The sequence below is a fragment of the Burkholderia sp. CpTa8-5 genome (assembly GCF_017815045.1).
Classification (GTDB): Bacteria; Pseudomonadota; Gammaproteobacteria; order Burkholderiales; family Burkholderiaceae; genus Burkholderia; species Burkholderia sola.
Genome location: NZ_JAGIQD010000006.1, coordinates 1 through 22,357, shown reverse-complemented (window position 1 = coordinate 22,357; position 22,357 = coordinate 1). Strand labels below are relative to the sequence as shown.

19 protein-coding genes and 2 pseudogenes are annotated in these 22,357 nt (G+C 65.4%); 7 read left to right on the top strand and 14 right to left on the bottom strand.

Features of this window, described 5'->3' with window-relative positions; translation table 11 throughout:
- The first annotated feature begins 39 nt into the window (after positions 1–39).
- Together J8I35_RS11545 and J8I35_RS11540 are read left to right on the top strand one after the other, a co-directional pair.
- Positions 40–1,254 carry an HlyD family secretion protein gene (locus tag J8I35_RS11545; protein ID WP_204494516.1) on the top strand — a complete coding sequence of 405 codons (1,215 nt, stop codon included), beginning with the start codon at positions 40–42 and terminating at the stop codon, positions 1,252–1,254.
- Between the two features lie 28 nt (positions 1,255–1,282).
- The gene (locus J8I35_RS11540) at positions 1,283–2,842 is read left to right on the top strand and encodes a DHA2 family efflux MFS transporter permease subunit (RefSeq protein ID WP_050012486.1); all 1,560 of its coding nucleotides are present in this window, start codon (positions 1,283–1,285) and stop codon (positions 2,840–2,842) included.
- 90 nt (positions 2,843–2,932) lie between these two features.
- Here J8I35_RS11540 and truB read toward each other — a convergent pair whose 3' ends face one another.
- The 9 genes from truB to J8I35_RS11495 form a co-directional block, all read right to left on the bottom strand.
- Complete coding sequence (gene truB / locus J8I35_RS11535) at positions 2,933–3,865, bottom strand: tRNA pseudouridine(55) synthase TruB (RefSeq protein WP_124593174.1); 933 nt, start codon at positions 3,863–3,865, stop codon at positions 2,933–2,935.
- A gap of 13 nt (positions 3,866–3,878) precedes the next feature.
- Positions 3,879–4,277: a 30S ribosome-binding factor RbfA gene (rbfA, locus tag J8I35_RS11530; protein WP_050012484.1), complete on the bottom strand. Its 399-nt coding sequence runs from the start codon at positions 4,275–4,277 to the stop codon at positions 3,879–3,881.
- 114 nt (positions 4,278–4,391) lie between these two features.
- Positions 4,392–7,310: a translation initiation factor IF-2 gene (infB, locus tag J8I35_RS11525; protein ID WP_050012483.1), complete on the bottom strand. Its 2,919-nt coding sequence runs from the start codon at positions 7,308–7,310 to the stop codon at positions 4,392–4,394.
- Positions 7,311–7,401: 91 nt separating this feature from the next.
- Positions 7,402–8,877 carry a transcription termination factor NusA gene (gene nusA / locus J8I35_RS11520; RefSeq protein ID WP_006476166.1) on the bottom strand — a complete coding sequence of 492 codons (1,476 nt, stop codon included), beginning with the start codon at positions 8,875–8,877 and terminating at the stop codon, positions 7,402–7,404.
- Positions 8,877–9,335 carry a ribosome maturation factor RimP gene (gene rimP / locus J8I35_RS11515; protein WP_006476167.1) on the bottom strand — a complete coding sequence of 153 codons (459 nt, stop codon included), beginning with the start codon at positions 9,333–9,335 and terminating at the stop codon, positions 8,877–8,879. The genes nusA and rimP overlap by 1 nt, the downstream gene beginning before the upstream one ends.
- Positions 9,336–9,780: 445 nt before the next feature.
- Positions 9,781–11,535 (bottom strand): 23S rRNA pseudouridine(2605) synthase RluB, encoded by a 1,755-nt coding sequence (rluB, locus tag J8I35_RS11510; RefSeq protein WP_124556361.1) that lies wholly within the window; start codon positions 11,533–11,535, stop codon positions 9,781–9,783.
- 60 nt (positions 11,536–11,595) lie between these two features.
- Positions 11,596–12,627 (bottom strand): SMC-Scp complex subunit ScpB, encoded by a 1,032-nt coding sequence (gene scpB / locus J8I35_RS11505; RefSeq protein WP_209925474.1) that lies wholly within the window; start codon positions 12,625–12,627, stop codon positions 11,596–11,598.
- Between the two features lie 272 nt (positions 12,628–12,899).
- Entirely contained in the window at positions 12,900–14,102 is a 1,203-nt protein-coding gene (locus tag J8I35_RS11500) for a pyridoxal phosphate-dependent aminotransferase (protein ID WP_209925471.1), read from the bottom strand.
- A 74-nt stretch (positions 14,103–14,176) separates the two neighbouring features.
- Positions 14,177–15,079, bottom strand: coding sequence for a LysR family transcriptional regulator (locus tag J8I35_RS11495; protein ID WP_089488385.1), 903 nt, complete (start codon positions 15,077–15,079; stop codon positions 14,177–14,179).
- Positions 15,080–15,509: 430 nt separating this feature from the next.
- Between J8I35_RS11495 and J8I35_RS11490 the strand changes: the two are divergent.
- Together J8I35_RS11490 and J8I35_RS11485 are read left to right on the top strand one after the other, a co-directional pair.
- Positions 15,510–15,896 (top strand): annotated as a pseudogene (locus J8I35_RS11490) (transposase); the annotation flags it as partial.
- A 211-nt stretch (positions 15,897–16,107) separates the two neighbouring features.
- Positions 16,108–16,359, top strand: coding sequence for a hypothetical protein (locus J8I35_RS11485; protein ID WP_050012479.1), 252 nt, complete (start codon positions 16,108–16,110; stop codon positions 16,357–16,359).
- A gap of 192 nt (positions 16,360–16,551) precedes the next feature.
- On the opposite strand, the gene J8I35_RS11480 is transcribed toward J8I35_RS11485, so the two are convergent.
- Positions 16,552–16,869: a hypothetical protein gene (locus J8I35_RS11480; protein WP_050012478.1), complete on the bottom strand. Its 318-nt coding sequence runs from the start codon at positions 16,867–16,869 to the stop codon at positions 16,552–16,554.
- Between the two features lie 160 nt (positions 16,870–17,029).
- Between J8I35_RS11480 and J8I35_RS11475 the strand changes: the two genes are divergently transcribed.
- The 3 genes from J8I35_RS11475 (at position 17,030) to J8I35_RS11465 (ending at position 18,624) form a co-directional block, all read left to right on the top strand.
- Positions 17,030–17,746, top strand: coding sequence for a YdcF family protein (locus J8I35_RS11475; RefSeq protein WP_050012477.1), 717 nt, complete (start codon positions 17,030–17,032; stop codon positions 17,744–17,746).
- A gap of 220 nt (positions 17,747–17,966) precedes the next feature.
- Positions 17,967–18,230: a hypothetical protein gene (locus J8I35_RS11470; RefSeq protein ID WP_050012476.1), complete on the top strand. Its 264-nt coding sequence runs from the start codon at positions 17,967–17,969 to the stop codon at positions 18,228–18,230.
- Positions 18,231–18,366: 136 nt separating this feature from the next.
- Complete coding sequence (locus J8I35_RS11465) at positions 18,367–18,624, top strand: hypothetical protein (RefSeq protein WP_034184019.1); 258 nt, start codon at positions 18,367–18,369, stop codon at positions 18,622–18,624.
- A 48-nt stretch (positions 18,625–18,672) separates the two neighbouring features.
- Here the strand turns inward: J8I35_RS11465 and J8I35_RS11460 are convergent, their stop codons facing one another.
- From J8I35_RS11460 to J8I35_RS11445, 4 genes and pseudogenes are all read right to left on the bottom strand, one after another.
- Positions 18,673–18,963: a putative quinol monooxygenase gene (locus tag J8I35_RS11460; RefSeq protein WP_050012475.1), complete on the bottom strand. Its 291-nt coding sequence runs from the start codon at positions 18,961–18,963 to the stop codon at positions 18,673–18,675.
- A 533-nt stretch (positions 18,964–19,496) separates the two neighbouring features.
- Entirely contained in the window at positions 19,497–20,705 is a 1,209-nt protein-coding gene (gene bamC, locus J8I35_RS11455) for an outer membrane protein assembly factor BamC (protein WP_050012474.1), read from the bottom strand.
- A 281-nt stretch (positions 20,706–20,986) separates the two neighbouring features.
- Positions 20,987–21,157 carry a hypothetical protein gene (locus J8I35_RS11450; RefSeq protein ID WP_209925469.1) on the bottom strand — a complete coding sequence of 57 codons (171 nt, stop codon included), beginning with the start codon at positions 21,155–21,157 and terminating at the stop codon, positions 20,987–20,989.
- Positions 21,158–21,232: 75 nt separating this feature from the next.
- Positions 21,233–22,357, bottom strand: a pseudogene (locus J8I35_RS11445) (hypothetical protein); the annotation flags it as partial.

The following is a 22,357-nucleotide window of genomic DNA, read 5'->3' as shown; positions in this document are numbered from 1 at the left end:
CTACGCAGACACTCGAAATAACGGACGGAGAAAATCGCCATGAGCGACCAACAAAACGCCGCCAGCGCGCAGCCGCAGAACAACGGCAAGCGCAAACGAATGATGACGCTGCTCGTCGCGGTCATCGTGATCGCGGCCATCGCATACGGCCTGTACTACTTCCTCGTCGCCCGCTTCCATGAAGACACCGACGATGCGTACGTGAACGGCAACGTCGTGCAGATCACGCCGCAGGTCACCGGCACCGTGATCGCCGTGAAGGCGGACGACACGCAAACGGTCAAGGCCGGCGACCCGCTCGTCGTGCTCGACCCGGCCGATTCGCAGGTCGCGCTGCAGCAGGCGGAAGCCAACCTCGCGCAGACGGTGCGCCAGGTGCGCGGCCTGTTCGTCAACGACGACCAGTACCGCGCACAAGTCGCGCTGCGCCAGTCCGACCTGTCGAAGGCACAGGACGACCTGCGTCGTCGCCTCGCCGTCGCGCAGACGGGCGCCGTGTCGCAGGAAGAAATCTCGCACGCCCGCGACGCGGTGAAGGCCGCGCAGGCATCGGTCGACGCCGCCCAGCAGCAGCTCGCATCGAATCGCGCATTGACCGCGAACACGACGATCGCATCGCACCCGAACGTGATGGCCGCCGCCGCGAAGGTGCGCGACGCATACCTCGCGAACGCGCGTAACGTGCTGCCGGCGCCGGTCACCGGCTACGTCGCAAAGCGCTCGGTGCAGGTCGGCCAGCGCGTATCGCCCGGCAACCCGCTGATGTCGGTGGTGCCGCTCAATGCCGTGTGGGTCGACGCGAACTTCAAGGAAGTCCAGTTGAAGCACATGCGCATCGGCCAGCCGGTCGAGATGACGGCCGACATCTACGGTTCGTCGGTCACGTACCACGGCAAGGTCGTCGGCTTCTCGGCCGGCACGGGCTCGGCGTTCTCGCTGCTGCCGGCGCAGAACGCGACCGGCAACTGGATCAAGGTCGTGCAGCGCCTGCCGGTGCGTATCGAGCTCGACCCGAAGGATCTCGACAAGCATCCGCTGCGCATCGGCCTGTCGATGCAGGTCGACGTGGACATCAAGGACGAACGCGGCGACCAGCTCGTCAACGCGCCGAACACCGTCTACGAGACCAACGTGTTCGCGAAATACGGCGACGAAGCCGACGCCGAAATCGCGCGCATCATCGCCGAGAACGCAGGCGGCAACGCGTCGGCGCCGGTCGCGGCGAAGCAGAACACCGCCGCGAAAATGATGTAACCGTTCCGACTCCGGAAAGACAACCGACATGGCACAGGCTCCTGTCTCCTACCCGCCCCTGCAGGGCGGGCAACTCGTGCTCGGCACGATCGCGGTGTCGCTCGCGGTGTTCATGAACGTGCTCGACACGTCCATCGCGAACGTCGCGATCCCGACCATCTCGGGCGACCTCGGCGTGTCGTCCGACCAGGGCACGTGGGTCATCACGTCGTTCGCGGTCGCCAACGCAATCTCGGTGCCGCTGACCGGCTGGCTGACCGACCGTTTCGGGCAAGTTCGCCTGTTCCTCGCGTCGATCATCCTGTTCGTCATCTCGTCGTGGATGTGCGGGCTGGCGCCGAGCCTGCCATTCCTGCTCGCGTCACGCGTGCTCCAGGGTGCCGTCGCGGGCCCGATGATTCCGCTGTCGCAATCGCTGCTGCTGTCGAGCTATCCACGCGCGAAGGCGCCGATGGCGCTCGCCCTGTGGTCGATGACGACGCTGATCGCGCCGGTCGCGGGGCCGATCCTCGGCGGCTGGATCTCGGACAATTATTCGTGGCCCTGGATCTTCTACGTGAACATCCCCGTCGGCATCGCCGCCGCGCTTGCCACGTGGTCGATCTACCGTACGCGCGAATCGACGGTGCGCCGCGCGCCGATCGACGGCGTCGGCCTCGCGCTGCTCGTGCTGTGGGTCGGCTCGCTGCAGATCATGCTCGACAAGGGCAAGGATCTCGACTGGTTCGCGTCGACCACGATCGTCGCGCTCGCGTTGATCGCGGTCATCTCGTTCGCGTTCTTCGTGATCTGGGAGCTGACCGCGGAACATCCGGTCGTCGACCTGTCGCTGTTCCGCATGCGCAACTTCACGGGCGGCACGATCGCGCTCGCGGTCGGCTACGGGCTCTACTTCGGCAATCTCGTGCTGCTGCCGCTGTGGCTGCAGACCCAGATCGGCTATACGGCCACCGATGCGGGGCTCGTGATGGCGCCCGTGGGGTTGTTCGCGATCCTGCTGTCGCCGCTGACCGGCAAGTTCCTGCCGCGCACCGATCCGCGCTACATCGCGACCGCCGCGTTCCTCACGTTCGCGCTGTGCTTCTGGATGCGTTCGCGCTACACGACCGGCGTCGACGAATGGTCGCTGACGCTGCCGACGCTCGTGCAGGGCATCGCGATGGCGGGCTTCTTCATCCCGCTGGTGTCGATCACGCTGTCGGGCCTGCCCGGCCACCGCATTCCGGCGGCGTCCGGCCTGTCGAACTTCGTGCGGATCATGTGCGGCGGCATCGGCACGTCGATCTTCCAGACCGCGTGGGACCACCGCAACAACTTCCACCACGCTCAGTTGGTCGAGCAGACGAATCCGTACAACCCGACGTTCAATCAGGCCGTCACTCAGATGGGCAATCTCGGGCTTACGCAGCAGCAGGCACACGGCCTGATCAACAACATGGCCACGCAGCAGGCTGCGCAGCTGGGCGTGAACGATCTGTTCTACATTTCGGCGGCGATCTTCGTGCTGCTGATCGGACTGATCTGGATCACGAAGCCCGAACGCGCGGGCGGCGGCGATGCGGGTGCGGCGGCGTCGGCCGCGCACTGAGCACCACGTTCAACGCAATGCACCCAACAAAAACCCCGGTCGATTTCGACCGGGTTTTTTGTGCCGGCGATGGCGCTTGCGCGCCTCGCATCACTCAGCCGTCACGACCAGCCGCTCCGGCGCGAGCACGCCATTCGCCTTGCGCGCCACGCCGAGCAACCGCGTTGCGTCGTACACGCGCACGCGCTCGCCCTCGCCCGCGTCGATCGGTTCGAGCGCCGACAGCGGTAGCCGCTGCCCGTGCAGAAACCGCTTCGCGCTAGCTTCGTCGAGACGCACCAGCGGAAACGTCGACAGCAGCGCATCAACCGGCTGCAGCCATGCATCGCGCGCCGATTCGGCCGCGTCCGACAGCGCGTCGAGCGTCACCGCATGCTCGAGCGTCAGCGCACCGACGCCCGTGCGACGCAGCATCGTCAAATGCGCGCCGCAACCCAGCGCTTCGCCGATATCCTCCGCCAGCGTGCGCACATACGTGCCCTTGCTGCAGGTCACGCGAAACGTCACGTCGGGCAGCTCGCACGCGAGTAGTTCGAGCAAGTGGATCGTCACGTTGCGGCCTTCCCGCTCGACGGTCTGACCTGCGCGCGCATATTCATACAGCGGCTTGCCGTCGCGCTTGAGCGCCGAATACATCGGCGGCACCTGCACGATGTCGCCGGTGAAGCGCACGAGCGCGGCTTCCACCGCCGCCCGATCGCATTCGACCGGCCGCGTGTCGATCACGTCGCCTTCCGCGTCGCCGGTGGCCGTGCGCTGGCCGAGACGCATCGTCGCTTCATAGGTCTTGTCGGCGTCGAGCAAATCCTGCGAAAACTTGGTCGCTTCGCCGAAACACAACGGCAGCAGGCCCGAAGCCAGCGGATCGAGCGTGCCGGTGTGACCGGCCTTCTTCGCGAGAAGCAGGCGCTTCGCGCGAATCAGCGCATCGTTGCTGGACAGGCCGACCGGCTTGTCCAGCAGGAGAACGCCGTCCAGCACGCGCCGGGGCACGCGCGGACGTTGGGGTGCCGCATTCGTCATAGGCCCGTCGAGCTCAGTCGTCCTTGGCAGGCGCGTCGGCCTCGTCGTCGTCCTTCGCGCGGGTCGAGTTCGCTTCCTTGATCAGGCGCGACATTTCGACGGCCTTCTCGATCGTCTGGTCGTAATGGAAATGCAGCGTCGGCACCGTATGAATGTGCAGGCGCTTGAACAGCAGGTTGTGCAGGTGACCCGACGCATGGTTCAGCGCCTCCTGCGTCTTGTCCGGATCGCCGGTGAGCGCCGTGAAATAGACCTTCGCGTGCGCATAGTCCGGCGTGAGTTCCACGCTCTGGATGGTCACGATGCCGACGCGCGGATCCTTGACCTCGCGCATGATGAGTTCGGACAGATCGCGCTGAATCTGGTCGGCGATCTGAACGTTGCGATTGGGGGAAGTACGTTTCCTGGACATGATCGATCCGTGATCCGTTTATCAGGATGAAGCGGCAGCCGTTTTCGGCACGCCACCATGAAAATGGGCGGGACAGGCCCAAGCCTGCCCCGCCCATGAGCCGATGCGCGACGATTACAGCGTACGCGCGACTTCGGTCACTTCGAAGACTTCGAACTGGTCGCCTTCGACGATATCGTTGAAGTTCTTCACCGACATACCGCACTCGAAGCCTTGCTTCACTTCCTTCACGTCGTCCTTGAAGCGCTTCAGCGATTCGAGTTCGCCCGTGAAGATCACGACGTTGTTGCGCAGCACGCGCACCGACGACGAGCGCTTGACGATACCGTCCGTGACCATACAGCCGGCGACCGTGCCGATCTTCGGTACCTTGAAGACCTGGCGCACCTCGACCATGCCGGTGATGACTTCGCGCTTCTCCGGCGCCAGCATGCCCGACATCGCCGCCTTCACCTCATCCACTGCGTCGTAGATGATGTTGTAGTAGCGGATATCGATGCCGTTCGCCTCGGCCAGCTTGCGTGCCTGAGCATCCGCACGCGTGTTGAAGCCGATGATGACCGCCTTCGATGCCGTCGCGAGGTTGACGTCGTTTTCGCTGATGCCGCCCACCGCGCTGTGCACGATCTGCACGCGCACTTCGTCGGTCGACAGCTTGAGCAGCGACTGCACGAGCGCTTCCTGCGAACCCTGCACGTCGGCCTTGATGATGAGCGGCAGGTTCTGCACTTCGCCCTCGCCCATCTGCTCGAGCATGCTTTCCAGCTTCGCGGCCTGCTGCTTCGCGAGCTTCACGTCGCGGAACTTGCCCTGACGGAACAGCGCGATTTCACGTGCCTTGCGCTCGTCCGGCAGCACGATCACTTCCTCGCCCGCACCCGGCACTTCCGACAGACCCTGGATTTCGACCGGGATCGACGGGCCGGCTTCCTTCGTCGGCTTGCCGTTCTCGTCGAGCATCGCACGGACGCGGCCGTAGGCCGTACCCGCCAGCACGATGTCGCCGCGGTTCAGCGTACCGGACTGCACGAGGATCGTCGCGACCGGGCCTTTACCCTTGTCGAGCTTCGCTTCGATCACGATGCCCTTGGCCGGCGCTTCGACCGGTGCCTTCAGTTCCAGCACTTCGGCCTGCAGCAGCACGTTCTCGAGCAGATCGTCGATACCCGCGCCGGTCTTCGCCGATACCGGCACGAACGGCGAATCGCCACCGTATTCTTCCGGCACGACGCCTTCCGCGACCAGCTCCTGCTTGACGCGATCGGGGTTCGCATCCGGCTTGTCGATCTTGTTGATCGCGACGACGATCGGCACGCCGCCCGCCTTCGCGTGGGCGATGGCTTCCTTCGTCTGCGGCATCACGCCGTCGTCGGCCGCCACCACCAGCACCACGATGTCGGTCGCCTTCGCGCCGCGTGCACGCATTGCCGTGAACGCTTCGTGACCCGGCGTATCGAGGAACGTGATGACGCCACGCGGCGTTTCGACGTGGTAAGCGCCGATGTGCTGCGTAATGCCGCCCGCTTCGCCCGCTGCAACCTTCGCGCGGCGGATGTGGTCGAGCAGCGACGTCTTGCCGTGGTCGACGTGACCCATCACCGTGACGACCGGCGGACGCGGCAGTTGCTCCGCATCGGTACCGGTTTCGCCTTCGACGAGCAGCGCTTCCGGATCGTCCAGCTTCGCGGCAACCGCGCGGTGGCCCAGTTCCTCGACGATGATCATCGCCGTTTCCTGGTCCAGCACCTGGTTGATCGTGACCATCTGGCCCATCTTCATCATCACCTTGATGACTTCGGAGGCCTTGATCGACATCTTGTGCGCGAGATCGGCAACCGACACGGTTTCCGGCACATGCACTTCGCGAACGATCGGTTCGGTCGGCGCCTGGAACGTCGAACTGTCCTGGTGACGGCCGCGACCCTTCGGGCCGCCGCGCCAGCCGCGGTCGACGCCGCCGCTCGAGTCGCCGCGCGTCTTGATGCCGCGACGCTTCGATGCGTCGTCCTGCCAGCCGCCCTTGCCTGCGCCCGGCTTCTTGTTGCGGTCGCCCGCGCCTGCCGGCGCCTGCGTGGTGGCCGGAGCCGCCGCACCCGCCGGCTTCTTCACGGCCGGACGCGCCTGTGCGCCTTCCGGCTTCGCCGGCTTGTGCAGCGTGCCCTTCGCTTCAGCCGGCTTCGGCGGCTCGACCGGCTTCGGCGGCTCGACTGCCTTGACCACGGCCTTGCGCGGCGTGTTCATCATTTCGCGGATCGCGCGTGCTTCGGCTTCTGCCGCCGCGCGACGCTTGCTGATCTCTTCCTGCTCGGCGCGCGCCTTGTCGGCTGCCTCGCGGGCAGCGTCCTCGGCCTTCTTCGCCGCTTCGCGCTGCGCCGCGCGTTCGGCGGCTGCGCGTGCTTCGTCCTGCGCGGACTGCGTCGGCGTCGCTTCCTGCTCGGCAGCAGCAGCCTGCTGCGCTGCCGCCTGCTGCTGGGCTGCGGCGGCTTCCGCCGCGGCACGCTTCGTCGCCGCTTCTTCCTCGGCGCGACGGCGCTCGGCCTCGGCCGCTTCCTCGCGGGCGCGACGTTCGGCTTCCTCGCGCTCGAGGCGCTCCTGACGCTCGCGCAGCTCCTGCGCCTGCTTCTCGAGCAGCTCGGCCTCGCGGCGCGCCTCTTCCTCGCGACGCTTCAGTTCTGCATCGTCGTCCGCTTCGGCGACCTGCGCCTGACCCTGTTCCGCGCCGTCGGCCACGTCGTCGCGCTTGACGAACGTACGCTTCTTGCGGACCTCGACCTGAATGGTGCGAGCCTTGCCCGTCGCGTCAGATTGCTTGATCTCCGACGTATGCTTGCGGGTCAGCGTGATCTTGCGCTTGTCGCCGTCGGTTGCGCCGTGCGACTTGCGCAAATGATCGAGCAGACGCGCCTTGTCCGCTTCGGACAGCGCATCGTCTTCACTCGCTTTCTGGACGCCCGCTGCCTGCAGCTGTTCGAGCAGCACACCAGCAGGCATTTTCAGTTCCGCGGCAAATTGGGCTACGTTGTTACTCGCCATTCATTCCTCTTAGTGCAAGGACCGATTCCTTGCGGTTAGCATCGGGTCAGGCCATACGGCCGCCATCAAATCAGTGCGCCATGGTCATTTCTCACTGGAACCAATGTTCACGTGCTTTCATGATCAACGCCTTAGCGGCATCCTCTTCCATTCCGGTCATGTCGACCAGTTCATCTACAGCCAGTTCGGCGAGATCGTCGCGCGTCTGCACGCCGTGTTCGGCCAGCTTCGCGAGCAGCTCCGGCGTGATGCCGTCGAGGCTCTTGAGATCCAGCGCTGCGTTCTCGACCTTTTCTTCGTTCGCGATGGCCATCGTCAACAGCGCGTCGCGTGCGCGGTTGCGCAGTTCGTGCACGGTGTCCTCGTCGAACGCCTCGATTTCGAGCATTTCGTTGAGCGGCACGTACGCGATTTCCTCGAGGCTCGTGAAGCCTTCGTCGATCAGGATGTCGGCAACTTCTTCGTCGACGTCGAGACGCGCCATGAACAGCGCACGCAGCCGGTCGCGCTCTTCGCCCTGCTTCAGCGCGGATTCGTCCGGCGTCATGATGTTGATCTGCCAGCCGGTCAGTTCGCCGGCAAGGCGCACGTTCTGACCGCTGCGGCCGATCGCGACAGCCAGTTCGTTCTCATCGACGACGACGTCCATCGAATGCTTTTCTTCATCGACGACGATCGACTGGACGGCTGCCGGCGCGAGCGCGCCGATAACGAACTGGGCGGGATCTTCCGACCATAGCACGATGTCGATGTTTTCGCCACCGAGCTCGTTGCGCACGGCCTGCACGCGCGAACCGCGGATGCCGACGCAGGTGCCGATCGGATCGATCCGCTTGTCGTACGCGATCACGCCGATCTTCGCGCGCACGCCCGGGTCGCGGGCGGCCGCCTTGATCTCGAGCAGGCCCTGCTCGATTTCCGGCACTTCCATCTCGAACAGCTTCATCAGGAATTCGGGCGCCGTGCGCGACAGCTCGATCTGCGGGCCGCGCGCGGTGCGGTCGACCTTCGCGATGTATGCCCGCACGCGGTCGCCCACGCGCAGGTTTTCCTTCGGGATCAGCTGATCGCGGCGCAGCAGCGCCTCGACACGGCCCGATTCGACGATGAAGTTGCCCTTGTCGAGCCGCTTCACCGTACCCGTCATGATCTTTTCGCCACGCTCGAGGTAGTCGTTCAGGATCTGCTCGCGCTCCGCGTCGCGCACCTTCTGCAGGATCACCTGCTTCGCGGCCTGCGCGCCGATCCGACCGAATTCGATCGACGGAACGGGTTCCTCGACATACTCGCCGACTTCGACGTCGGGCTTCTGCTCACGTGCTTCGAACAGCAGGATCTCGCGATCCGGCTCCTGCAAGCCTGCCTCGTCGGGCACGACGAGCCAGCGACGGAAGGTTTCGTGCTCGCCGCTTTCGCGATCGATATGGACGCGGATTTCGGCGCCTTCGTCGAACAGCTTCTTGGAAGCGGACGCGAGCGCAGCCTCGAGGGCGCCCAGCACCACATCCTTGTCGACGTTTTTCTCGCGCGCCAGCGCATCCACCAGCATCAACACTTCGCGACTCATTATTTGCGGCTCCTAAAGTCAACTTGCGGAATCAGGCGGGCTTTATCGATATCGGCCAGCGTGAAATCCAGCATGGCTGCCTCGCCCTTCTTCCCCTCAAATTCCAAACCGATCGTTTCGCCATTCGGCGCGTGCAGAATGCCCCGGTACGTCTTGCGCCCGTCCAGCGGCTTTTTCAAGGTCACGGAAACTTCGCTGCCGGCGAAGCGCTCGAAGTCGGCCAGCTTCTTCAACGGGCGGTCGAGCCCCGGGGACGAGACTTCGAGCCGTTCGTAATCGATATTTTCGACCGTCAAGACGTGCTGGAGCTGACGCGTAACCTTTTCGCAATCTTCGAGCGAGATGCCGGCAGGCTGATCGATATAGATGCAAAGCATGCCGCGCCCGGTGCGCTCGAGTTCCACCAGCTCGTAGCCGAGCCCGGTGACCGTGGTTTCTATCAGTTCCGTCAGTTGCACAGTGTCCTCTCAGGTGTTCGCGCCCGCCGCTCGCGATTCACCCGCGGGCGCGCGCCTTAGCCGGCGCAGGAAGCGCTACCCGAGATGCCTAACCGTTTCAGCAAAAAAAAATGGGCGGAACGCCCATCTTCTTACTGGTGGTCGCACCTGAGCCGCACATTGAATCCGTACGCCCAGCGACTCCGCGATTATAGCGATTTTTGGCGCAAACGCCAAGCCAGCCGGTAAAAGCAGCGCGTCGGCCGCCTTTACGGACCAAAAATGCGAAATCGGGCTTGTCCGGTCGACCGGCGCATCCCGCCGCGCCGATGATCGGCATTGCCGCGGCACGCGGCATGGATACAGCCGAAGATCATCGACGCGATGCGTCGTGCCGGAAAAATCGGCCGGACGCCGATCGAACCGGCACGCCGGCGGCTCTACGCCGCCGTGCGCCAATAGACGCTTAGCGGCCGCGCGTGCGGCTGCGCTGCGGACGCTGGCCACCGCGCGCGCCGCCGCCGTTGCCGGCGCCGTCCGCACGATTGCCGTTCGGATTGCGATTGCCGCCACCCTTGCTGCCGCCGCGCTTCGGGCCGGCGCCATCGCGCTTCGGGCCCGCGCCATACGACGCGCGATTGCCGTCGACATCGCGGCCACCGCCGGTGCGATTGCCGTCGCGGCCGCCGCCTGCGCGGTTGCCATCACGGCCGCCGCCCGCGCGGTTGCCATAACCCGACGGCGCAACCGGCAGGCTGCCGTAGCCGCTCAGGCCCGGCAGACCCGGGCCGCCGCGTCGGCCACCGCCGCGACGCGGCTGGTCGAGTTGCCCGTGCGTCGTCAGCACCGGCTCGCGACTGATGAAGCCCATCGACGTCTCCATCGGGTCGGGCTGGCGACGCTCGGCCGGACCGGCACTGCCGCGCTTGCCCTTCTCTTCGGCCGGCGCCTTCAGGCCGACGGTCGCCATCAGCTTGCGCACCTGCGCGTCGTCGAGCTCTTCCCAACGACCGCGCTTCAGGCCGCGCGGCAGCGGAATCGGGCCGTGACGCGTCCGGATCAACCGACTCACCATCAGGCCGACCGCCTCGAACATCCGGCGCACTTCGCGGTTGCGGCCTTCGGCCAGCGCGACGTGATACCAGTGGTTCGTGCCTTCGCCGCCGCCATCGCGGATGCGCAGGAAATTCGCCGGACCGTCGTCGAGCTCGACGCCGTGCAGCAGCTTCTGCCGCATCCCTTCGGCCAGCTCGCCGACGACGCGTACCGCATACTCGCGCTCGACGCTGTAACGCGGATGCATGAAGCGGTTCGCGAGATCACCGGAGGTCGTCAGCATCAGCAGACCTTCGGTATTGAAGTCGAGGCGGCCCACCGCGAGCCATTTCGCCGTCTTCATCGGCGGCAGACGGTCGAACACCGACGGACGGCCTTCCGGATCCGCGTGGCTGACGATCTCGCCGGTCGGCTTGTGATACAGCAGCACGCGCGGCGGCTTGTTCGGCAGCTTGCGCTTGACCGGCTTGCCGTTGATCCGCACCTGGTCGGTCGGCATGATCCGCTGGCCGATGTGCGCGGGCTCGCCGTTCACCGACACGCGGCCGGCGACGATCAGCTCTTCCATTTCGCGGCGCGAACCCATGCCTGCTTCCGCCAGCACCTTGTGGAGCTTCGGCGCGTCGTCGTCCGGCGACAGCACGCGCTTGTTCGCCGGCTGGCTGCGGCCGCGGCGCAGCATCGGCGCACGCACGCCGCTGCCGCCCGCGGAGTTGTCCGCATCGAAGGCGGGCGACGTCACGTATGCGAACAGCTCGTCCTGGGACGCATCGCCTTCCGCCGCCTTCGCCGGGCCGCCTTCAGCCTTCGCCGCACCACGACGGCCCTGGCCGCCCTGGCCACCCTTCGGTGCGCCTTCGCGCTTGGCGGCCGGCTTGCGACCGCCCTTGGCCGCGCCTTCCTTGCGCGGCGCACGCGCCGGCTGCGCGTCGACAGCGTCGGCCGGCTGCGCATCCGCGCCCTCGGCACCCGGCTGCTCGCCTTCGGCGCCCTTCGACTTGGCCGCCGCGCGACGCCGCGCGATCAGGCTGCGCGGGCCGCGCCGCAGACCGCGGCGGGGACGCTCGTCGCCACCCGCGGCCGAAGCATCCTGCTCCGGCGCATCGTCGGCACGCGCTGCCTGCACGGCAGGCGCGGACGATTCAATATCGTGGATATCTGTCAAAACAACCTCAAAATGTCAGGTCTCGCGCCCGGCGCGGGCGCGGCAAGAAGTTGGCCGCGATCAGGCGCGACGCTGTTCGGGTTCTGCTTCGTCGTCCGGCAGCGCGTCGGCGCCGATGGGCGCACTGGCGCTTCGCACGGCATCCGCGAGACTGTCGGACGTGTCGTCCAGCGTCTCGTCGTCCACAGGACGGGGGCGGGATGCGTCGGCCTGATCGGCCTCGCCGGGCATGCCGCCGGCCGCTTCCGCTCCGTCTCCGGCAGCCGCTTCGGCGGCCGGCTTGCGATCTTCCTCGCTCCAATCCGCACGCTGCGGCTCGGGCTGCACATCGGTCGGCACTGCTTCGGCGCCAACCTGTTCCGTCTGTTCAATCTGTTCCGCTTGCCCGCGATCAGCATCGAGCGTATCGCGACCCGGAATTTCCTGCGTCGACGCGACGTCGGCCGCGGCATCGCCGGCCCCGTCGGTCGACTCGCCGGCGACTGCTTCATCCGCCAGCGCCTGCGGCGCGTCGGCCGCCGGCATGTCACCGTCGAAATCCATCGCCTGCTGCGCGAGCAGCGCGGCCTCGATGTTCGCGGCCGGCTCTTCGAGCGCGGGCAGGTCGTCGAGCGCCTTCAGGCCGAGATCGTCGAGGAACTGCTTGGTCGTCGCATACAGCGCCGGACGCCCCGGCACGTCGCGATGACCGATCACCTCGATCCAGCCGCGGTCCTCGAGTTGCTTGACCACCTGCGTATTGACCGTGACGCCGCGAATCTCTTCAATGTCGCCGCGCGTGACGGGCTGCCGGTACGCGATGATCGCGAGCGTTTCGAGCACCGCACGCGAATATTTCGGCGGCTTCTCGGGATGCAGGCGATCCAGATAATGACGCATCGCCGGCTTGCTCTGAAAGCGCCACCCGGTCGCCAGCGCCACCAGTTCGACACCGCGACCGGACCAATCCTGTTTCAGGTCTTCGAGCAACGTGCGGACCGTGTCAGCCGACACGCCGTCGGCAAAGAGCTTGCGCAAATCGCCAAGCTTCAGCGGTTCCTGCGCACAGATCAAAGCAGTCTCGAGGACGATCTTCGCCTCTTGGGTATTCATGCAGCTAGGCCAGACCCTGTGGTCAAACGAACCGGATCAACAAACAGACGAAAGGAACGGAAGACGCGCTCGCCCGATTCTGATCGGTCATATTGATGGGAGCACGAACCGGGGGCGGCGAACCAACTTCAGGCCAGGCCCAAACCGGACGGAACAGCACGGCTCAACGACGGAACCGCGTGACTGAGCGCCATATTACGCAAAATTGCCCGGTGCGTAAAGATGAGTGGAACAGGCCGCCGCCCGGGCGGCGCACCCGCTCCGTCCCCGCTTCAGCGGGCGCCCGCGCCATGCGCAAGGAACCGGCGCAGCCGCTCGACGCCCGCGTCGAGCCGCGCCGGATCGCACGCATAACACCAGCGCACGAACCCCTCCCCCTCCGGGCCGAACGCACGCCCGGGCGCCAGGCCGAGCCCCGCGTCGCGCACCAGCGTCTTGCAGAACGCCAGGCTGTCGGCCGCCCCCGGCAGCCGCAGGAACAGGTACATCGCGCCCGGCGGAGGCGGCACCTCGACGCCCGGCAGCGTCCGCAGCGCGGCGACCAGGTGATCGCGCGCGTCGCGCAGCGCCGTGACGAACGACCGCACGAACGGCTCGCCGTCGCGCAACGCGACCTCGGCCGCGGCCTGCACGAAGCCCGGCGCGCACGACGTGTTGTATTCGACGAGCTTCGACAGGTCGCCCATCACCGAGGCCGGCGCAATCAGCCATCCGAGCCGCCAGCCCGTCATCGCCCATGCCTTCGAGAACGAATTCACGACCACGACGCGCTCGTCGCGAGACGCGATGTCGAGAAACGACGGCGCGCCGCCCTCGTCGAAGGCAAGCCGCTCGTACACCTCGTCGGCGACCAGCCAGATGCCGTGACGACGACAATGGGCGAGCACGGCCAGCTGATCGTCGCGCGACATCGTCCAGCCGGTCGGGTTGTTCGGCGAGTTGATCAGCAGCATCCGCGTATCGGGCGTCAGCGCCGCGAGCAGCCGGCCGACGTCGAGCTGCCAGCCCGCGTCGCCGTAGCCGAGCGGCACGCAATCGACCTGCGCTCCCAGAATCTTCGGAATCTCGACGAGATTCGGCCACAGCGGCGTGACGGCGACGACACGCTCGCCCGGCCCGACCAGCATCTGGACGGCCAGCATCAGCGCACTCACGCCCGAACTCGTCACGGCGACCGTGTCGGCCGCCGTCGCACCGTGACGCGCGCTGACGTAGGCCGCGATCGCGTCGCGCAGCGGCGCCGTGCCGAGATTGTGCGTGTAGAAGGTCGCGCCGTCGCGCAGCGCCGCCGCCGCGGCGTCGCGGATGAAGTCCGGCGTCACGCGATCGGATTCGCCGAACCAGAACGGCAGCATGTCCGGCACGCCGAAACCGGCGTTCGCGACCTCGCGGATCAGCGACGGCCGCAGCGCATGCACCGCGGTGCGCGCCGCCGGCTCATTGTGCGGCGGGAAAAAACCTGCGGAATGCGTCATCGAGAACACCGCGGAGGAACACGATCCGCGTAGTGTACCGGCCGGCAAGCCGGACCGGCGCACGGCGGCGCACGTCAGTCGAGATCCTCGGCCCTTGCCGGCATCTGCCGCACGAGCTCCCAGATCGCCTGCGCGGCGGGCGACAACGACCGGTCGCGGCGGCGCACCAGCTCGACGGTGCGTTCGGTGCGCGGCGTGAGCGGCCGCGCGACCAGCGTCGAGCCGGCAGGCAGCGGCAACGACAGCCACGGCTGCACGCTCACGCCGACACCGGCCTCGACCAGCCCGAACACGGTCGCCGAATGCCCGAGTTCCTGCATGACCGTCGCGTTGACGCGATGCGTGGCCAGCGCCGCGTCGATCAGCGGCCGACTGCCCGACGCATGATCGAGCAGCACGAGGCGCTCGCCGTCGAGCGCCGTCCACGGCACCTCGGCCCGCGCCGCAAGCGGATGGTCGGCGCGCGCGACGAGGCAGAACGAATCGGTCATCAGCGGCTCGCAGACGATATCGGCGACCGTCAGCGGCCCGATCACGACGCCGAAGTCGACTTCGCTCGACTTCACCTTGCGCAGCACGTCGCTCTGCACGTCGTCGCGCAGGCCGAGCGTCACGAACGGGAACTGGCGCTCGCACGACGCCACCACGCGCGGCATCAGCCTGCAGGCGATCGTCGGGCTTGCCGCGACGATCACGCGCCCGCGACGCTGCTCGCCGATTTCGCGAATCTCGCGCAGCGTGTCGTCGAGATCGTCGAGCAGGCGCGACACGCTCGCGATCAGGTTTCCGCCGACGTCGGTCAGCTGCACGTCGCGCGTCGTCCGGTCGATCAGCTTCAACCCGAGTTCGGCCTCGAGCTCACGCACGCAACGGCTGACCGCGGACTGCGTGAGCCCGATCTCGTCACCCGCCCGACTGAAGCTCTTGAGCCGCGCGACCTCGATGAACACGCGAAGCTGGCGCAGCGTAACGTTCATGTCCCGACCTCATCAATCGCCGATATCGATGCGTGATTCTAATGTGCGAAGCCGTCCGCGGTGAGCGAATCTGGCCCCCGCCGTCCATGTTTCGCTGCGGTGCAATAGATTCGCAAACGCACGTGACATGGGCGAATTGCACAAGATTGGTGATTGTCCCGATTTGCTGACGGGTTATTTTGGCGTCTTATACGCCCCTAGCTGACTTAGCCGTTAGCTCGCTGCCAAGCGGCTCTCGAGGGATTCACCTCCGACATGGCACGCTTCGTGCATTACCTTGCGCACAGGGTGCAGGTTCGTCGGACGGAAGAGCAGAAACGCCGCTGCCGGCCAACCGGACGCCCCCACCCGGCACTCGACGCTCGAGTGCTTGAAGAGTGCGCGGCGCAGGGCAGCGCACCGGAGTTAGCTTCGCTGAGGTGAGGACATGATGCTGTTCGACGATTTGAGAGATAACGAGTGGGCGCTGGTCGAGGGTCTGTTTTGCTCGGAGCCCGCGCGGAGCGAGCGGCGCGGCCGTCCCCGCGTGGAAGCCCGGTCGGTGGTCAACGCCGTGCTGTGGGTGCTGTCGACGGGTGAAGGCTGGTCGAAACTGCCGGGCCGCTACCCGTCCCCGCCGACCTGCCGCCGCCGCTTCGACGAATGGCAGGCGGACGGTACGCTCGCCGAAATCGTGAAACGACTCGGCACGAGCGGTCGGCAAATCTCGCTGCGCGGACGCATCGGCGCAAGCGCGGCGAAGCCGCCCGCTCCGCCGAGCCGCGACCGGCTGCGCGGCGCCTTCTGGACCAATCCGGAATCCTGGCGCGCGCCCGTCAAGATGGCGTAACGAATGCTCGATCGGGCGGCTGCGGCCGCCCGGTGTCTTTCTGCGACGCGACTTCGTTGCGTCGCACGCTTTGCCGTCGATTACCGTTGTCGTGCCGCGAAACATCTATTTACCAATATTTACAGCAAGCCTGCACTCCCACGCTTACCTTAGCGTCATATCAACAGGCCGCACGGACGGCTTGAGAGGGAGCCCCGCCATGAAAACAATGTCACTGCTCGTTGCATGCGGCATTGTCGTTTCCGTGGCGCTGGCCGCTCCGGCCCATGCCGACGATCGCGCGAAGCCGCCCCATCGCCAGCAGGACCACCGCAACAGCCTCCGCCAGCCGCCGGCCGCCAACTCGTCGAGCCGGCAAACCGTGCCGCGCGGCGACTTGCGCGGCGATATCGCCAGCAACGCTCGGGCGCGGATCGGCTCACAGCCGCCCGGCATGTCGCGTCATCCGTAGTCCTGTCGATTTCGAGATTTCGCCAAAGAAAATGCCCGGATCCGGGAACTGCGCCGCATGCGACGAGTCACATCGTTGCCATGAGCACAGCGTGGCAGCAGCAAAAGTATCCGGTACGCCCGTATCCTCGCGATACGGGCTTTTTTTGCATCGCCGGCCTGCGCGGCGACGCACGGGCCGGGATGAAGCCCGCTACAGGCGGCTTTCGAGAATCGCCACGGCGCCCGCTTCGCTCAATGCGTAGTCGTCCATGCGGCGATCAGTCCAGGAAAGTAATTTCTCGGCGCGCTCGAGGCGCGAGAATTCGGCTCGACCGCTGTCGGTCAGTACGGCAATGTCGACCGGTGCATGAAAGCCCGGTGCGGGGGCAACGGTCTTCTGCCTGACCGTGTCCATCAGCCCGAGCGAACGGAGATACTCGAACACGCCCGGGCGGCGTGCCCACGGTACCTGGCGGTACTGCACTCGTCTCAATGCGTCGAGCACCGCTTCGTTGGAATACGTGGCCATCTCGATTCTTTCTTAAAGTGCAGCGACAATGCGAAGCGGCGCACCGGGCGGGGTCTCCGCCCGCCGAAACCGCCACCGATTCTGGAGGCCAACGTTGTTCGGCGTCGCGTCAGGGCCGTATCGTCAGCCGTCCATAAAAAGACACCATACCCCAATCAAATTGATTCTGTTCGATTCATTTGTACTTCTCTTCATCGGTTTCATGCTCTGCCGCAAGCAGCGTCGAACCATTTCGATCGCCGCCGCCGCGCTGTTCTGGCTGCTCGCGACGGGCTGGCTCGCGGCGCCGCTGATCGCGTGGACCGAGGCCGGCGTCACGCCGGTCGAGCGCCCCGACATGCATGGGCGCACCACGCTGATCCTCATCGGCGCCGGCACGCACCGCACCGACACCGGATTGCAGCCGCCGCCGGACGGCGTCGCGCGCATCCGCAAGGTGGCGGCGCTCTATCGCACGTGCCGGCAGCAGGCCCAGCGCTGCACCGTCGTGATGTCGGGCGGCGACCCGCAACATCACGGCGACACGGAGGCGGCCGTCTACGGACGCCAGCTCGTCGCGCAGGGCGTGGCGCCCGCCGACCTCGTGCTCGAACCGAACAGCCGCACGACCTACGAAAACGCGAAATTCACTGCGTCTATACTACGCTCACAGTATGACGACGCGCGCATTCTCGTCACGTCGTCGTATCAGATGCGCCGCGCCCTGCTCGATTTCCGCCGTTTCGGCATCGATCCGCAGCCCGTGTATGCGAATCTCCGCCGCGCGCAGACGGGCTGGCTGCCGCGCTGGCGCAATGTGGCCAACGCCGCGCAGGCGCTGCACGAGCTGGTGGGAATCGCGCAATTCCACGTGTATCGCTGGCTCGGCTGGTTTTGACGACACCGGGAAACCCGGCGCGAAAATCGCGGTGCCACCCGGATGGCAGACGCGTGACGAAGTGCGCGAAGTGTTGCGCGACTTCAACGAGGTCTTGCGTCGTGCGACGATCCGGTGCACATTGATCCGTCACTTTTGTTACACTCGACACGCACTCGACGGCAGTCGCCAGACAAAACGGCAACACTCGGGTTCATCACCACTTAGCGGAGGTAAAGCAATGAAGAAGACGTCCCTGGCTATCCTGGTAGCGATGTCGGCGCTGACTGGCGCAGCGTACGCGCAAGAGAGCACGCAGATTCAAACCATCACCGACCCGGCCAAGATCGCCGAGATCGAGCAGCGTGCACAAGCGCTGCAACAGCAACAAGCGGCCGAAGCGGCTCAGCCGGCGGCGCAGGAAGAGCATCACCACGGCAAGAAGGCTGCGCATCACAAGAAGGCCGCCAAGAAGGCGAAGGCTGCAGACGCTGCCAGCCAGTAAGTTCGGCGGCACCGCTTCAGCGAAAAGCCGAACCCGGGCAGCCGGGTTCGGCTTTTTTGGTTGCGGCGCCTGCGCGCTGTGCTAAAGTCGCGCACCGAAATTTTCCACCCGTGCGCACCCCGGTGCGGAGGACAGCATGAGCAACATTCAACTCGACATCGAGTGGACCGAAGCCGCCACTCGCCAGATCAAGCAACTGATGCCCCGCGGCTCGGCCGACGCGTTCCTCGCGCTGCCGCCGATCGAGTGCCTGCCGATGGAGGGCGACGTGCTGTTCCTCGGCCCGCAAGGCAAGCAGCAACCGTTCATCGTTGCCGAGCGCCAGTATCACCATGACGGCGACGCCGACTGGACGATCATCCTGATCCTGGACGTACCCGGCACGTCGCACTGACGCGCCGCCCGCGACCGGACACGTCCGGTCGCCCTGGCCTGCTCGCGTTCAGAGGAGCTTCGACAGCACGCGGATTTCGGAACGCTCGATCCAGTCCGCGGCCGCCTCGCGATAAGCGAGAATATGCGCGGAACGCGCATGAGCAGCCAACGCCTCCTCGCTCTCCCAACGCTCGACGAATACGAACCGCGCGGGCTCCTTCAGATCCCGGTGCAAGTCGTACTGCAATGCGCCGGCTTCGTTGCGGGTCGGCTCGACGATACCCTCGAGCACGGTGCGCAGTTTTTCCTCCGCGCCCGGCTTCGCCACGATCAGCGCCACGACTGCAATTTCCGCCATTCCCGCCTCCTTCGTCCGAAAAAGTCCGAGAATACGCGAATCCCGCAGCGCGCATCGGCTACGCCGATACGGCATGACGATGGCACAAAAAAAATAGCCCGCGCTTCAGAGAAGCGCGGGCGAAACCGTCGCCCTACGAGGATAGGCGACGGGGCCATCGAGATCCGCACGCGGGTGCGGATCATCATCTGTTGTGCGGACGCTTGTCGCGTCGGCATGTGAAGGCATCGAGACCGTTGTTCGGCGCACGCGGCGCACGCTCCGGACGCTGACGCCAGCCTCCCCGTTCTAACGATTCCAACCTATAAAGCAGGTTACGTGCCAAGCTCGACATGCACGACACTCCTTTGATTCGTAAGGACAATTTTTTGGATCGGCGACAATGTGACACGTGTTCTGTCGTCGTAACGCCCGGATGTTACGTAACGTCACGAGGCGGGCCGAACCACTAGAACAATCGCACGCGCCAGCGAGCAGCCATGAAAAAAGCCCGCCGGATGGCGGGCTTTTCAGGAGTGCGGGAAACGCCGGGATCAGCGGAGCTGATTCACGAGCAATCCCATGATTTGCCGAGCCGGCGACGACGTGTCGATCGCGCCCGCATCGTCGACGACCGCGACACGCGTCTGATCGGCAGTGAGCGCCTTCACGTTGACGCGATACTGCTTCGCCTGCTTTTCCTTCTTGCCGTGGAACAGCTGGCTCCAGAAGCCCTGCTCGGCCGAGCTCAGATCCTTCGGATCGACATAGCGCACGAAATACAGCCCCTTCGAGCGATCGCGATCGTCGACCGTGAAGTTCGCTCGATCGAGCGCGAGACCGACGTGCAGCCACGACCGGTCGTACGGCTCGCCGAGCGTGACTTCGGACGGCACGGCCGCATCAGCCGCGTCGCTGCCTTGCGCCGACGTGCGCGACACGTTCTGCGCGGCGATTGCCGCAGCGGCCTTCGACGACGCGTCGGCATCGGCCTTCTTGTCTTTCGGTACTGCGTCGTCCTTGATGTTCGCGATCGGCGGTTCGCCGTTCTTCGCGCGCTGCTCGTTCTGCGCGAGCACGGCCATCAGCCGCTTCAGGTATTCCGTCTCGAGCGCCGGATCGTTCGGCTTCGGCTCCCACTTGCTCGAATCGTTGTTCGCGCCGGTGATCGCCTCGCGCATCCCCTTCTGACTGATGAACACGTAGGTGCCGCCGTTCGGCGCCGAATCGAGACGCGTACGGTACTTGTTGCGCTCGGCCGTCACGTACGAATTGCCCATCGCCTTCGAGATCACGCTGCGGATCAGGCCGTCGTTGATCTGCGGATGGGTTTCGTTCCAGTCGGTTTCCATCACGCCCTTGTCGCGCTGGTCGACGACGAGCAGGAAGCCCTGCTCCTGCCAGAAACGGCGAACCTGCGGCCAGATCGCGGCCGGTTGCTTGCCGTCGATCACAAGCCAGCTTTCGGTGCCGTCGCGCTGGATATGCATGCCGGCCACGGCCGGCGCGACGGTGTCCAGCGCGGGCGCGGCTTGCTGGACCTGCTTGAGCGCGGACAGGGAAGTCGCGCCGCCCTGGGGCGGCAGCGAACGCTGATCGGCCGTCTCGTCGAGCATGTTGGGCGGCACTGCGAGCGACGCTTCCTTCGATTTCGAATCGCTCTTGTAGTCCACTTTCGTGGGCGACGACGTACCGCAACCGGCGACGAGCGCGCCGGTGGCGAGCACTGCAGCGAACCGCATGGTAAGACGAAGATCAGTCATGTTCGGGGAATCCTCTTCCGCTAAATCACGGCGCTTTCCGTGGATCAACCGTGCATTTTACCGGGGCCGCGCCGCGATGTGCAAAAAAGCGACGGCCAAGAAAAAACCCGCGTCAGCTTGAACTGACGCGGGTTCTTGTCTGGTCGGGGCGAGAGGATTTGAACCTCTTCGAACCCACGGTGGAATAAGGCTCTCCGGGCAGTGTGTCGGCGTGTTTTGCCGTGTGAATTGACACAGTAGCGGATAGCATAGCACGGGCTCCCGCACACTGGACGCGCCTTTCAATCGGGGTCAGCTAGTGCCAATTCCTGGAGCATGCGGGCGTGGGCGTCGTAGGCGTCCAGCAGCCTCCCGAGGCCCTCGGGGCCGCACACGTTTACCTCCGCTTCCAGGACGGCCGCCCGTGAATCGGCAAGGCGCTCATATTCGCTGCGTTGCTTTGTAACTTCCATGTTCAGTTTCGTAAATGAAGAACGGCCCGCGCCGTGGCGGGCTCGTATAGGGTTGGTATTGATTGCGGGGACTGCTCAGGGGGTGGCGGAAAGCATCCGCGCGATAATCTGCGCTTGCTGATTGAGCGGAGCGAGTAGCAGCGCCTTACGCCCCGTCTTGTCTAGGTCGCCATTAACTGCGTTTGCGCCGAGTTGCTGGAGCGTCTCGACGTTACCGCCCCACGGCCCAATCAGGTTTGCGAGCCACGAATTCTGGGAAAACTTCGAGGCCCCGCCGCCCAAGGTCCATCCAAGATGCTGATTCAACACAGGGTCCATTAGCTTCACTGCGGCGTCCGTGTAGGACCCCGCCATACCAAGCAGGCCCGAGCGCTGGATCACGTTGTACGCGAACTGCTGCGGCTCCTGGTCGCCCACGTCCTGCCCCTTGCGGAACGTCGCAATCGTGTTCATCAGGACGCCAGCGGCCAGCGCTGTCCCAAGCGCATACGCGAACCGCATGTGGTCCCCGGTGACGAAGCCGTATTGGACGCCGGCACGGATGAAGTTATTCGAGAATTGCAAAGCCATCGTTTGGAATTGCAGGAACATCTTGCCGTACCATTTATCCAGGAGTAACGGCTGATTGCCAAACCCGGATGTGTACGAGGCTCGCTTCTGGGTCTTCACCAGGGCGGACTCCAGTACGTACTTCATCTCATCGCCGTCCGGCTCAGACAACCACCTCGACACGCCAGGAGAAAACAGGCCCCGCCTCTGCTCGGCCCCGTACTTCTGGAACAATTCATTGAGGCGGCGGGCTTCGGGCTCTCCGATCCCGAGCGCGGCAAGTTGAACCTGCTTCCCCTTACCGATGCGGCCATAGTCTGCGACCCACTTGCGGATATTTCCGAGTTGCACGATGCCCGCAGTGCGGCGGATGTTGTCTGAGAACGCCTTGAGGCCGGACAGCTTGTTGGCGTAATCTGCCGTGGTGCCCATTGCTTGTTCGACGGCTCGGGATACATTCCGAGTCATGCCCGAACCAAACCCAAGCAAATCAGTAGACTCACCGCGCCCTAGCAGGCTGTTGAATTTGGGAACGGTGTAAACGGGCTTTGCGGGCGGTGCGTTAGAGATATCGTGTTCATGACCTTGAGCGGATAAGCCGATGCGTGGAATGGACGAGATGCAAGAACCGCTGTTCACGACGGTGAAGCT